The organism is Photobacterium sp. Hal280 (assembly GCF_037162255.1).
Taxonomy (GTDB): domain Bacteria; phylum Pseudomonadota; class Gammaproteobacteria; order Enterobacterales; family Vibrionaceae; genus Photobacterium.
This window is the reverse complement of sequence record NZ_JARLUO010000001.1, coordinates 346,056-359,174: the sequence shown is the minus strand read 5'-3', so window position 1 is coordinate 359,174 and position 13,119 is coordinate 346,056. Positions and strand designations below refer to the sequence as shown.

The 13,119-nt window shown below is 52.1% G+C and carries 8 protein-coding genes and 3 pseudogenes; 8 read left to right on the top strand and 3 right to left on the bottom strand.

Annotation, left to right across the window (positions count from 1 at the left end):
- Nucleotides 1-14: 14 nt before the first annotated feature.
- Nucleotides 15-1,360 (bottom strand): annotated as a pseudogene (locus P4S53_RS01745) (glutamine synthetase family protein).
- A gap of 201 nt (nt 1,361-1,561) precedes the next feature.
- Here P4S53_RS01745 and P4S53_RS01740 point away from each other — a divergent pair.
- The 8 genes and pseudogenes from P4S53_RS01740 (at nt 1,562) to gabT (ending at nt 10,445) form a co-directional block, all read left to right on the top strand.
- Entirely contained in the window at nt 1,562-2,326 is a 765-nt protein-coding gene (locus P4S53_RS01740; protein ID WP_337111092.1) for a gamma-glutamyl-gamma-aminobutyrate hydrolase family protein, read from the top strand.
- A complete protein-coding gene (gene puuR / locus P4S53_RS01735; RefSeq protein WP_337112039.1) occupies nt 2,316-2,870 on the top strand; it encodes an HTH-type transcriptional regulator PuuR in 555 nt (184 codons plus the stop codon). The genes P4S53_RS01740 and puuR overlap by 11 nt, the downstream gene beginning before the upstream one ends.
- A 25-nt stretch (nt 2,871-2,895) precedes the next feature.
- Nucleotides 2,896-4,383 (top strand): aldehyde dehydrogenase, encoded by a 1,488-nt coding sequence (locus P4S53_RS01730; protein WP_337111091.1) that lies wholly within the window; start codon nt 2,896-2,898, stop codon nt 4,381-4,383.
- A 12-nt stretch (nt 4,384-4,395) separates the two neighbouring features.
- Nucleotides 4,396-5,471 (top strand): annotated as a pseudogene (locus P4S53_RS01725) (NAD(P)/FAD-dependent oxidoreductase); the annotation flags it as partial.
- A gap of 224 nt (nt 5,472-5,695) precedes the next feature.
- A complete protein-coding gene (gene aguB, locus P4S53_RS01720; RefSeq protein ID WP_337111090.1) occupies nt 5,696-6,565 on the top strand; it encodes an N-carbamoylputrescine amidase in 870 nt (289 codons plus the stop codon).
- A 30-nt stretch (nt 6,566-6,595) separates the two neighbouring features.
- The gene (gene aguA, locus P4S53_RS01715) at nt 6,596-7,699 is read left to right on the top strand and encodes an agmatine deiminase (protein ID WP_337111089.1); all 1,104 of its coding nucleotides are present in this window, start codon (nt 6,596-6,598) and stop codon (nt 7,697-7,699) included.
- A 28-nt stretch (nt 7,700-7,727) separates the two neighbouring features.
- Entirely contained in the window at nt 7,728-9,161 is a 1,434-nt protein-coding gene (locus P4S53_RS01710) for an NAD-dependent succinate-semialdehyde dehydrogenase (RefSeq protein WP_337111088.1), read from the top strand.
- A 12-nt stretch (nt 9,162-9,173) separates the two neighbouring features.
- A complete protein-coding gene (gene gabT, locus P4S53_RS01705; protein ID WP_337111087.1) occupies nt 9,174-10,445 on the top strand; it encodes a 4-aminobutyrate--2-oxoglutarate transaminase in 1,272 nt (423 codons plus the stop codon).
- A 144-nt stretch (nt 10,446-10,589) separates the two neighbouring features.
- Here the strand turns inward: gabT and P4S53_RS01700 are convergent, their stop codons facing one another.
- Together P4S53_RS01700 and P4S53_RS01695 are read right to left on the bottom strand one after the other, a co-directional pair.
- Complete coding sequence (locus P4S53_RS01700) at nt 10,590-11,048, bottom strand: hypothetical protein (RefSeq protein ID WP_337111086.1); 459 nt, start codon at nt 11,046-11,048, stop codon at nt 10,590-10,592.
- 263 nt (nt 11,049-11,311) lie between these two features.
- A pseudogene (locus P4S53_RS01695) lies at nt 11,312-12,957 on the bottom strand (P-loop domain-containing protein).
- Nucleotides 12,958-13,119: the final 162 nt, after the last annotated feature.

Sequence of the window (13,119 nt, the reverse complement as noted above, 5' to 3'; positions counted from 1 at the left end):
TTCCTATCTTTCAGTTACGCTGAATGCAGCATCCACTCAATTTCCAGTGGCGTGACGGATTTTTCAAAGTCCGCCAGTTCACGTTGCTTGCATGCTAGATAAAGCGAGATAAATGATTGCGGTAGGTACATCGACATTAGCTCGCTTGATGCAAGCTTTATGAGTGCGTCCGGCATGCGAAGAGGTAACTCTACCGCATTGTCGGCCAGTTGTGGTGGGCATTGCTCAAAAGTAAAACGTTCGCTGGCAAGCAAGCCAGCCAAGAGGACTGAAGCAAGCACATACGGGTTGACGTCTGCTCCAGCGATACGATGTTCAATCCGGCGGTTGTGGCTGTCGCTCATCGGGATCCTGAGTGCAACGCCGCGGTGGTTTTCCCCCAGTTGGCATGAGTGGGCGTGTACATAGAGGCCGAGAACCGGCGGTATGAATTCACGTTCGGACACAGCAGCGCCATGGAGTCCGGCATCATAGCCAGCATGGCGGCCAGTGTCTGGTAATAGAAGGGACTGGCTTCTCCTGCCTGATCGGAAAACAGGTTCTTGCCGTCTTTATCGACCACACTCAGATGCATGTGTTTGCCGTTACCGGCTTCGTCAGCATAGGGCTTGGCCATGAAAGTGACATCAAAATCATGAGCCTGAGCCACCTGGCGAATTAAGCGTTTCGCGAAAATGACCTGATCGCAGGCATTGACGACATCTTGCTGGTGGTTAAAGTTGATCTCGAACTGACCTGGTGCCGATTCAGACAGGGCGCCTGAGGTATTGAGTCCCTGAGCAACGGCAGCATCATTCAGATCACGTAAAAACGCGGAATAATCATCCAGGTTTTCGACGTTGTAGACGTCTGAGCGGTACTCTCTGTCATGGTGGATTGGATTGAGCGGCGGCTGGATTGTCCCATTCACCCCGCGGTTTTTATCCAGCAGATAAAACTCAAGCTCAATGGCGACCACAGGAAACTGCTCGCGCTGGTGAAGCTGCTCAAGCAAGTTCACCAGAACGGACCGTATACAAAGGTCTGTCGGCTGGCTGCCAGACTCATCCATCATGGTCAGCATGACCTGACCGACTTCAGGATTAAAGGTGGTGGTCAGTGTGCCCGGCACCGGGTAACAAATATGGTCTGGTTCACCCAGTGCCTCGCCGAGTCCTGCTTCCTCAACCACATTCCCTTCAATACTCAGCGAGATAGTCGAGAGAGGTAAGTAAACGCCTTTCTCTATTTTTTCAACGGCTTCGACTGGAATACGCTTGCCCCTTGGGGTGGCGTTGATGTCGGTAAAGAGCAAATCAACGAACCTGATCTCGGGCCACTTTTGTTTAAAATTTTTAACTTCTTCTTTAAATCCGTTCATTCACGAAACACCTCGTGTGGATACATCCTGTAACTTATATTTAACAGATGAACGCAAAATGGCAATAATTGTGTTCAAATTGTTCGAAATATCGAGCGTTGATCAAATTTTAGTAACATTTTTGTAAATTTAAGGTTGATTTCCCTTAGTGCTCTAAGCTAGGTTTGTTCAATAAATCGAACACTGATGGCAGGAGAGACCATGATGAACTCAACAAAAGCTGGACCGGTAATTGGCGTTGTATGCTGTAAAAAATCACTGGAAGGCTATGGCATTCAAAGTGTGAATGAGTTCTATCTCCATGCAATCAAACAGTTTGGTGCCAACCCTGTGCTGTTCCCGTCGGGTTCTACGGCTGAAGAAATTCAGCAATTGATTGGATTAGTCGACGGTGTGCTGCTGACCGGCAGCCATTCGAACGTTGCACCAGCCCGTTACGGTGCAGAACATGACGAACCGAAAAAAGATGAAGGCCGTGATGCCTTGTCATTTGCACTGATAGACACCTGTATCAAAGAGAACGTGCCGATTCTCGGGATTTGCCGCGGATTTCAGGAGATGAATGTTGCGCTTGGTGGATCACTGCACCCGAAAGTGCATGAAGTGGAAGGCTTGAACGACCACAGGGAAAGCCCGCTCAATGATATGGTCATCAAGTATTCACCGGCTCACCCGGTAAATATTTCTGACAACGGCACCTTCGCCGACTGGCTGGCACCGCTGGACAATATTGAGGTGAATTCGCTGCACGGTCAGGGTGTGAATCAATTAGCACCGGGTCTTACCGTGGAAGCGGTTGCACCGGATGGTTTGGTTGAAGCCTTTAGTTTACAAGCGCATCCATTCTTTATCGGTGTGCAGTGGCACCCAGAATGGCAAGCGACTGAAAACCATTTTTCACGAATTTTGTTTGATCAGTTTATGATATCGGCTTCAAAACGAAGGAGCCTCCATGATGGAAACTGACTCAATTGGTAAAAAAATCGCACAGCTAAGAAAAGAATACAAACTGTCGCAACGTGAACTGGCAGAAAAAGCCGACATTACCCACAGCGCTATCTCGTCGATCGAGAACAGCAAGGTGAGTCCGTCTGTCAGTTCGTTACATAAGATAGTGAAAGTGTTCGATATGTCCTTGTCTGAATTCTTTACACAAGATCAGGCATTTGATGAGCGTCCGGTGGTGATTAAACCTGATCAGCTCATTGAAATGGGCAACGAACAAGTGTCAATGAAACTGGTCTGCGACGGCCGCAAAGACAGACAAATGGGCTTTTTGATTGAGGTCTACCAGCCTCACTCAAGTACAGGCCTGATTAGTATCAAACACGAAGGTGAGGAAAGCGGTACGGTACTGGAAGGTGAAATCGAACTGACGCTGGGTGAAAAAACATATGTCATCGGCGAAGGCGAAAGTTACCTGTTTGATACCAGTATTCCTCATAAGTTTACCAACAGAACGGACAAACTTTGCCGGATTGTCAGCGCACATACCCCGGCAAGTTTCTAACGTCCCAACCCCGAAAGGAAGGCGTATGAACACTCAACAGCAATGGATAGCACTCAAGCAGCGGATAGACATCGAAGCCAGAGCATTCATCCATGGTGAATACCAGGATGCCCAAAGCGGCCAAACTTTTGCCGTGATCAATCCGGCGACAGATGAGCATCTGGTTGATGTTGCCCGCTGTGACGCAAAGGATGCAGCAATTGCTGTTGAGATGGCCAGAAGTGCCTTTAACCGCGGAGACTGGCAAGATCAGAGCCCGGCACAGAGAAAAAAGGTGTTACTGGCGTTCGCTGACCTGATTGATCAGGAGCAGGAAACCCTGGCGCTGCTGGAAACCCTGGATACCGGTAAACCGATCAGTCACAGTTTCAGTACTGATATTCCCGGCGCTGCCGCAGCCATTCGCTGGTACGCCGAAGCTGTTGACAAAACTTACGGCGAAGTGGCGCCCACGGAAGTCAATGTGCATGCCTATATCACGCATCAGCCCATCGGTGTTGTGGCGGCTATTGTGCCCTGGAACTTTCCGCTCTGGCTCGCGTGCTGGAAACTGGGACCAGCACTGGCGGCTGGAAACAGCGTGATCCTCAAGCCCTCAGAAAAATCGCCGTTAACCGCAATTCATCTTGGCAAACTGGCGAAACAAGCAGGTATTCCTGATGGCGTGTTCCAAGTGTTACCTGGATTCGGCCATGAAGTGGGCGATGCTTTAGCGCGCCATGAAGATGTGGATTGTATTACGTTCACAGGTTCCACCAGAGTTGCCCGTCAACTGATGATTTGTTCCGGTGAATCCAACATGAAACGTGTCTGGGCGGAAGCGGGCGGTAAAAATGCCAACATCGTGTTCGCCGATTACAAGAATCTGGACAAGGCCGCAGCGGAAACTGCCGCAGGTTGCTTCTATAACCAGGGTGAAGTCTGTGTTGCTGCAACCCGCTTGCTGGTGCACGAAAGCATTCAAGATGCATTCGTTGAAAAAGTGATTGCAGCGTCGAAAGCCTTTACCCCGAAAGATCCGCTCGATCCGGCTTCATCAATGGGTGCATTGATCGATCAGGAGCACAAAGCCAAAGTGCTGGACTATGTTGCGAAAGGACAAGCTGCCGGCGCCAAAGTGCTCTGTGGCGGTGATGTTGCAGGACACGGTGCCTTTGTTGCCCCTGTGGTGCTGGGGGATGTCAGCAATGACATGGCTGTGGCCCGTGAAGAAATCTTTGGCCCTGTGTTGTGCGTGATCCCGTTCAGCACAGAAGAAGAAGCGATTGCGATCGCCAACGATTCCCCCTATGGGCTGGGTGCCGCGTTATGGACGTCCGATCTGGACCGCGCGCACCGGGTTGCCCGTCAGCTTCAGGCAGGTTCGGTCTGGATTAATAACTACAACGAAGGTGACATGACAGTTCCGTTTGGCGGCTTTAAACAAAGCGGCAATGGTCGGGATAAATCACTGCATGCCCTGGAGAAGTTCACAGAGGTGAAAACCACTTGGCTTCGTCTTGAGTCGTACTAAAAGGAGTTTACTGTGATTAATCATACCGGTTCTTTCTACGCCGCGACGGCAAACTATACGCGCGAGTTTCCAACCCTGACCGATAACATCGAGTGCGATGTGTGTATCGTGGGGGCGGGGTTCAGCGGTCTGTCATCGGCGCTGCACCTGGCGAAAAAAGGCTTCAAGGTGGTGGTTCTCGAAAGTGCCAAAGTGGGCTTTGGCGCAACAGGTCGTAACGGCGGCCAAATCGTCAACAGCTACAGCCGCGATGTCGATGTCATCGAGAAACGTTACGACAAAAAGACCTCAGATGCGCTGTGCAGCATGATTTTTGAAGGTGGCGATATCATTCGCGGCCTGATTGAAGAATTTAACATTGACTGTGATCATCGTCAGGGCGGCTTGTTTACTGCGGTGAATAACAAGCAGTTTGAAGGGCTCAAACACCACAAAGCCAACTGGGAGCGTTATGGCAATAACGAGCTGACTCTGCTCGATAAAGCCGAGCTGCAAACCATGGTGGGCACGGACGTCTACGAAGGCGGTTTGCTGGATATGCGTGGCGGTCACATTCATTCACTGAACCTGGCGCTGGGCGAAGCCGAAGCCATTATTCAGATGGGCGGGCAGATTTTTGAACAGTCAGCCGTCACCCGCATTGAAAAAGGCGTCAAGCCCGTTGCTCACACCAGCCAGGGCTCAGTCAAAGCGCAATATATGGTACTGGCCGGCAATGCGTATCTGGGGGGCTGGCGCCAAACATCAGTAATAAAGCCATTCCATGCGGCACACAGGTGGTGACGACGGAAACACTGTCTGATGCCCTGTGTGACGAGCTGCTGCCGCAACGTTACTGCGTTGAAGACTGCAACTACCTGCTCGATTACTTCCGCATTACCGGCGACAACCGCATGTTGTTTGGCGGCGGTGTGGTGTACGGCGCACGTGATCCGGCCAACGTAGAGAAACTGATCCGTCCGAAGATGGAAAAAGTGTTTCCTCAACTCAAAGGCGTGAAACTGGATTTCGCCTGGACCGGTAACTTCCTGCTGACGTATTCACGGATGCCGCAATTTGGCAGTTTTGCTGACAACATTTACTACCTGCAAGGATACAGCGGCCATGGCATTACCTGTACGCATCTTGCCGGCAAACTGCTGGCCGAAGCGTTAACCGGACATGCTGAGCGTTTTGATGCCTTTGCGTCTCTGCGTCATTACGCCTTCCCGGGCGGGCGCCATTTCCAGGTGCCGTTTACGGCGCTTGGGGCCGCTTACTACAACTTACGTGACAAGCTCGCTATCTAAGGATCGGAAAAAGGAAGAGAACAATGTCAAAGACAGTGACTTTTGCTTCAGTGCAGCTTTCGATGTCGTGGGATATCGATAATAACCTGAAAAAAATCAGCCAGGCGGTGAAAGAAGCCGCTGACAATGGCGCGAACGTTGTGGTGCTGCAGGAGCTTTTTGCTGCCCCTTATTTCTGTAAAGAGCAGGTCGCCAAGTATTTCGATCTGGCAGAAGAAACCGATAACAGCCCCTTGATTGATCACATGAGCCAGCTGGCGCGTGAATTCAATGTTGTGATTCCGGTGAGTTACTTTGAGCGTTCAGGTAACAGCTTTTTTAACTCTCTGGTGATGATCGATGCTGACGGCACTGTGATGGACAATTACCGTAAATCACACATCCCTGATGGCCCGGGTTACAGCGAGAAATTCTACTTCAGCCCTGGCGATACCGGCTTCAAAGTCTGGGAAACCCGGTTCGGTAAATTCGGTGTAGGCATCTGCTGGGATCAGTGGTTCCCGGAGCTGGCACGTTGTCTGGCGCTGGCAGGCGCAGAAGCGATTTTCTATCCGACCGCGATTGGCTCTGAGCCGCAGGATCCGACGCTGGATTCCCGTGATCACTGGCAGCGCACCATGCAAGGGCACTCAGCTGCCAACCTTGTGCCTGTGATTGCCGCTAACCGCACCGGTGTGGAAACCGACGATGGCATTGAAACCACCTTCTATGGTTCGTCATTTATTACCGATCATACCGGCAAGAAACTGGCCGAAGCGGGGCGTGATGAAGAAACCATCATTTATGCCACCATCGATCTGGAAGCAACAGCCAAAGCCCGCTACAGCTGGGGGCTGTTCCGTGACCGTCGTCCGGATCTGTACACACGTATCAATTCCCTGACGGGCAAGTAATTCACACGGATTCAATAAAGGAAGTCTGCCATGGAACGACAGGGCACCCCTTCAGAGCACGGCTATTATTTCCCTGCGGAGTTTGCGCCGCAGGAACAGGTTTGGCTGGCATGGCCGGAGCGGTCTGATAACTGGCGTGAGTCTGCGAAGCCAGCGCAGCACGCTTTTACTCAGGTTGCGACGGCCATCAGCCAACATACCAAAGTCTGCGTGGCAGTCAGCCCCAGTCAGTATCTGACGGCAGCACTCATGTTGCCGGAAGACATTGAGATTGTTGAAATGCCGCTCAATGACGCCTGGATGAGAGACATCGGCCCGACCGTTGTGGTGAACCATCACGGTGAGCGACGTGGGATCAGCTGGCAGTTCAATGCATGGGGCGGAGAGGTGGATGGCCTGTATGCGCCCTGGAATGACGACGATCAGGTGGCAGCGACCATTTGCGACCACCTCGGGCTGGATTACTATCGCGCACCTTTCGTGCTGGAAGGGGGAGCCATTCACACCGATGGCGAAGGCACCCTGTATACGACGGAAGAATGCCTGCTGTCTGCCGGACGGAATCCGCATCTCAGTAAAACAGAGATCGAAGCGTATCTGGCCGATTACCTGTCCATCAGCAAGGTGATCTGGTTGCCGGAGGGCTTGTTTAACGATGAGACCAATGGCCACGTTGATAATTTGCTGCACGTGATTGCGCCGGGTGAAGTGGTCCTGAGCTGGTGTGACGATCCTGAGGATCCGCAATATGCGATCTCCCGCCGGGCGCTTGATGTACTGGAGAGCAGCACCGATGCCAAAGGACGGCGTATTCGGGTGCACAAGTTGCCGATCCCGGGTCCGCTATATTTAACACAGGAGGAAGCGGCGGGCATTGAGCCTTCAGGCGGCATGAAACGCGAAGCCGGTGAACGCTTGGGCGGCTCCTACGCCAACTTCCTGATGTGTAACAAAAAGGTGTTTTTGCCCTTGCTGGACTCAGCTTGTGATCAGCAAGCCATGGATATTCTGCAAGCGGCTTTGCCGGACTACCTGATTATCGGCATTCCGACTCGTGAAGTGCTGCTGGGCGGTGGCAATATCCATTGCATTACGCAGCAGATCCCCGGCGCACTTGCCAGCAAACAAGGCTGAAAGCCTGGTCAAATGAAAAGGTTTTATTATGCAGCAAATTAAGAACCGTACTCTGCTCGCATTCGTTTGCGAGCCATCCGACACCTCACTGGCTGTGACCAATCCGGCTGATGGTGAAGTGCTGTGCCATATTCCGACTCAGAATGAAGCGGAAATTGTCTCTGCCATTGAACGTGCGAATACCGCGCAAAAGAGCTGGGCAAAAACCAGCGCTAAAGAGCGTGCCGGGATCCTGCGTCGCTGGTTTGATCTGATCATGCAAAACCAGGACGATCTGGGCCGGTTGATGACGCTGGAGCAAGGTAAGCCGCTGGCGGAAGCCAAAGGTGAAGTCGCCTACGGTGCCAGCTTTATCGAATGGTTTTCAGAAGAAGCCAAACGCACTTATGGCGACTCCATTCCGGGTCCAACCACGGATAAACGCATCGTGACGATCAAGCAGCCTATCGGTGTGGCCTGTGCGATCACGCCCTGGAATTTCCCGATTGCGATGATCACCCGTAAGGCCGCACCCGCGCTGGCGGCAGGCTGTACCTTTATCTGTAAACCGGCCAATCAGACGCCTTTGTCTGCCTATGCGGTGGCTGAATTAGGCTATCAGGCCGGTATTCCGCGCGACGTGCTTCAGTTGGTGGTCAATGCCTCGTCCAGCATGGTCGGCAAGGTGTTCACCGGCAGTCCGCTGATTCGTAAGCTGTCTTTTACCGGTTCGACCGGTGTCGGCCGCCTGCTGATGGCGCAATGTGCCGACAGCATCAAGCGCACATCGATGGAGCTGGGCGGCAACGCGCCCTTCATCGTGTTTGACGATGCCGATATCGATCTGGCGGTCAAAGGCGCGGTAACCTCTAAATTCCGTAATGCCGGTCAAACCTGCGTGTGCGCTAACCGCTTCTACGTGCAAGAGGGAGTTTATGATGCGTTCGTTGCCAAATTCAAAGCTGAAGTTGAGAAACTGAAAGTCGGCAATGGTCTGGATGAAGGGGTGACAATCGGCCCTGTGATTGATGCGTCGGCCAAAGAGAAGATTATGCACTTAACGGATCACACCGTTGCTCAGGGGGCAAAACTGGTCACAGGCGGAGAGCAACTGGACGGCCTGTTCGTGCAGCCGACCATTCTGGCTGAGGTCACGCATGACATGGATATCGTGCAGGAAGAGATTTTCGGCCCGATCGCACCTGTGATTCGTTTCAGCACGGATGACGAGCTGATCAACATGGCGAATGACACCATTTATGGCCTCGCTTCTTACTTCTACAGCCAGAACATCAACCGGATCTGGAAAGTGGCTGAAGCGCTCGAATACGGCATGGTGGGCATTAACGAAGGCATGATTTCAACCGAAGTTGCCCCGTTTGGCGGGGTGAAACAATCCGGTATCGGACGTGAAGGTGCCAAGCAGGGCATCGACGAATACATGGAGATTAAATACCTCTGTTTTGGCGGCATTCAAGCATAAGGAAGGCAAGTGATGAGCAATCAAGCATGGCAAGTACGTAAGCAACAAGTGATCGCACAGGGCATGGGTAACCTGAACCCGCTGTACGTAGAAACTGCAAAGAATGCCGAAATCTGGGATATCGAAGGCAATCGTTATATTGATTTTGGTTCGGGTATCGCGGTGAACAACACCGGTCATTCGCACCCGCGTATTGTCGAAGCAGTCAAAGCACAGCTGGATAATTTTTCCCATACCTGTGCCATGGTCACGCCATACACGTCCTTCGTGGAACTGGCGGAGCAACTGACTGAACGTGCACCCGGCAACACGCCGAAAAAAGCCGTCTTTCTGACCACAGGGGCGGAAGCTGTCGAAAACGCCATCAAAGTGGCTCGTGCGCACACAAAGCGCAGCGGTGTGATTGCGTTTAAAGGCGGTTTCCACGGGCGGACCAATATGACCATGGGCCTAACCGGTAAAGTGGCACCTTATAAAGCGGGTTTCGGTCCCTTCCCGGGCGAAATTTATCATGCCCCTTATCCGAATGCGTTCCATGGCATCAGCATTGAAGATAGTCTGCAGGCCATTGACGATCTGTTCGCCTGCGATATCGAACCGTCACGGGTTGCCGCCATTATCTTCGAGCCGGTTCAGGGCGAAGGGGGCTTTTATCAGGCGCCGCCTGCGTTTGCTCTGGCGCTGCGTGAACTGTGTGACAAGCACGGTATTCTGCTGATTGCCGATGAAATTCAAACCGGTTTTGCCCGTACCGGCAAAATGTTCGCTACTGAGTACTTAGGTATTGAGCCGGATATGATGACTATGGCAAAAGGGATTGCCGGTGGTTTCCCAATCTCAGCCCTGGTGGGTAAAGCCGAGATCATGGACGCTGCCGGTCCGGGTGGTCTGGGCGGCACCTATGCCGGTTCACCACTTGGCTGTGCCGCGGGTCTGGAAGTGCTGAAAATCATTGATGAAGAGCAGTTGTGCGAGAAAGCCCTGAAAATTGGTGAAGTGATGACCAGCCATTTCCGCTCGCTGCAATCTGATTTCCCGGTGATCGGCGAGGTAAGAAATCTGGGCGCGATGATCGCCGTCGAGTTTGTCGACCCGCAAACAGGTGCACCCATGGCGGATCTGACCAAATCGCTTGTGGCGCAGGCGCGGGAAGAAGGTGTGATTCTGCTGTCTTGTGGCGTCAAAGGAAACGTGATCCGTTTCCTGCCGGCCCTGACGATTGAAGACGAGATCCTTGCCGAAGGCATCGAGAAAGTGAAAAAAGCACTGGCTGCCTTGGTTTAAAAACGAGGCTCAGCGCTGGTTTCATTGGATGCCAGCTGCGCGAAGAAATAAAAGGGCATACGTGTGATGCCCTTTATTTTTTTAAATTGAATCTGCCGAGTTTCATGGTTTATTTTTGATGATTCAGACACGCTACTGAATCCGTCAAACGTTGGTCACTAATACGCCAATGGCGTTTTGTTCGTGATAAATCGAGTGGTGATTCGGGTTATTGGCATAGTCCTGAAGGGCATGCCTTGCAGTCGCGCTATATCCGATCGCGACTACCCATCTCGAACCGGGGTTCGGCGCAGGATAATGTACGATTTTATTCATGTCCTGCTGAGCCGAGGCAAGGAGTGCCGCACCTGCGTTCGTTGCACTTTCAACTTTAAGCTCAATCGCATACCTTCCGTCATTATCCTGAGCCAGTGCATCTAAGCGCCAGTTTCCATTGGGCGGCGGATAAGGCACTTCACGAGTGGCTTGTATGCCAGCCTGACGGAAAAGAAGAATCAGTTCGACCTGCATCCATATTTCCCAGGCAGCACCGGTTGTAATGGCTTCTGTGATTCGTGCTGAATCATTGAGAATCATATAAGCTAAATTTTGGTTATTCATCATTTACCCTTCCTGACGATTGAATGGAAAGCGGTTCATTCTGGTTTAGTGGTTCAGCGGTATGAACACGCTCAGGGTAAGATTATGATTTCTCCTAAAAGCCGCCTTTTATCGGCTCACAGAAAACTTTCTCAGAATCATTTTCATCAAAAGGGGAGCAAGAACAGCTCATCAGAGTGGACTGAAAGAGCTGCATGCGTTGAATAAAAAAGGCATACCTGAGTATGCCTGATGAAAACAGTGTGTTGCGGTTGAACAAGCGCGATTTATTTAAACTCGGCTTTGCGCATCCGGTTCAAGACGGCCATCACATCGACAACGCGCGGTTTGGCCAAATCACCATAGTTTGGCATGCTACGGAACCACTCATCTTGCAGCATCTTGTGGAAAGCGGTGACGGGTTGTTTTTCCCAGCCTTTGATTTGTGCCAGCTGACACCATAACCAGCCGATGGTGTGCAACTGGCTGGCATCGGCAATTTGCTCTAAGGCCTGCAGATCAACAAACTCACGGCCAAAACGCAGGCTTTGCTTGTTTTTGACCTGAATACGGAACTTACCTTCTTCCAGCTGGGCTTGAAGCCCGGAGCGGTTCAGCTGACGAACACGCGGTTGCTCAATCGTATCGCTGCCTTCCGGTTGGCGCTGCGTCGGGTGCGACAGCACGATGATTTTCGCTTTCGCGGTGACATCAACCGCTTCATAGTTGTGCATCTGGATCACGGTATCGGCAACATCCAGATAGTCACCGGAACCACCCATCACCAGCATGACCGACACATTCAGGTGATTGCGCAGCAAAGCAATGCGATCGACCAGCGGTGTGATCGGTTCATCTTCTTTCGCAATCAGCGCCTGCATACGCTCGTCACGGATCATAAAGTTCGAAGCGGACGTGTCTTCATCAATCAGCAGGGTTTGCGCACCAGCTTCCAGCGACTCTTGCAACCAGGCAGCCTGCGAGGTCGAACCGGAGGCATTTTGCGTGCTAAAGCAGGTGGTGTCTTTACCCATAGGCAGATTATTGATGTAGGGCGACAAATCGACGCTGTGAACACAGCGGCCATCTTCTGCACGAATTTTGCTGGCAGTCTCATCGGCGACCACATATTCGCGGCCATCACCCGGGACATGATCATACACAGCATTCTCGACCGCATTCAGCAGGGTCGATTTGCCGTGAAAGCCGCCACCGACAATCATGGTAATGCCGGTGGGGATACCCATACCACGCAGTTTGCCAGCGTGAGGTGCGTTTAATTCAACCGCCAGGCTATCCGGGCTGATGAAGGGCACAGCATCAGGCATCGGCTGCTCGCTGTTACCGGCAAGGCGTGGCAGCACGCTGTTATCGGCCACGAAGGCAATCAGCTTCTTCTCTTTGAGCTGCGCGCGCAGTGCCACCTGATCTTCAACGGTTTCACAATGGCGGCGCAGATCGTCCATCGGCAGTTCACGCGCAATCGTCGCACGACGGATGATTTTCGGCAGCGTGAAGGTCAGCAGGTTGAGCGCTTTCTTGGCAATGATGGTGCGGCCATCTGCAGGCAGGTCAACACGAAAACGCAGTTCAATGGCATCGTCATCGAAAACGACAGCAGTGCGATCCAAAACCGCCTGTCCCGGACGGTCGATCTGAATCTCATTCACTTCTTTGGCCAGATCGGCAAACTGACGGGCGATAAAATCACGCGCCGCACGCTGATAATCTGCCGACTGGTCTTTCAGCCAGGCCAGATCCGTGAGTGACCACTGGCGTCGTGCACGAACACGGGTTGCGGGCGCGAAAGGATCCGACTGAGGGATATCGATAAAGAAATCGTAATCAACAAAGTTGTACTGACCCCGCAGGCTGGAATAGCTGCGGTAATTACGACGGTCAATTTTTTGAGTCTGGCTTCTAGTAAGTCCATGGTCACTCGATATCACTGGCAATAAACATTGGGGGCAGGAGTGTACACCAAAGCGCAGTTATGTGCATGTTATTCGGTGATCCAGCTCCCGCTTATCAGGCATTCAAACCTTAGTCTAATTGTTCGCGTACCGGGTTTTCGTCACTGTGGTGAGAAAAGAGA

Bases quoted from the DNA above. Each gene is read 5' to 3' on its own strand.
- P4S53_RS01740 (WP_337111092.1), top strand. From the start codon at position 1,562: ATGATGAACTCAACAAAAGCTGGACCGGTAATTGGCGTTGTATGCTGT.
- puuR (WP_337112039.1), top strand. From the start codon at position 2,316: ATGGAAACTGACTCAATTGGTAAAAAAATCGCACAGCTAAGAAAAGAA.
- P4S53_RS01730 (WP_337111091.1), top strand. From the start codon at position 2,896: ATGAACACTCAACAGCAATGGATAGCACTCAAGCAGCGGATAGACATC.
- aguB (WP_337111090.1), top strand. From the start codon at position 5,696: ATGTCAAAGACAGTGACTTTTGCTTCAGTGCAGCTTTCGATGTCGTGG.
- aguA (WP_337111089.1), top strand. From the start codon at position 6,596: ATGGAACGACAGGGCACCCCTTCAGAGCACGGCTATTATTTCCCTGCG.
- P4S53_RS01710 (WP_337111088.1), top strand. From the start codon at position 7,728: ATGCAGCAAATTAAGAACCGTACTCTGCTCGCATTCGTTTGCGAGCCA.
- gabT (WP_337111087.1), top strand. From the start codon at position 9,174: ATGAGCAATCAAGCATGGCAAGTACGTAAGCAACAAGTGATCGCACAG.
- P4S53_RS01700 (WP_337111086.1), bottom strand. From the start codon at position 11,048: ATGATGAATAACCAAAATTTAGCTTATATGATTCTCAATGATTCAGCA.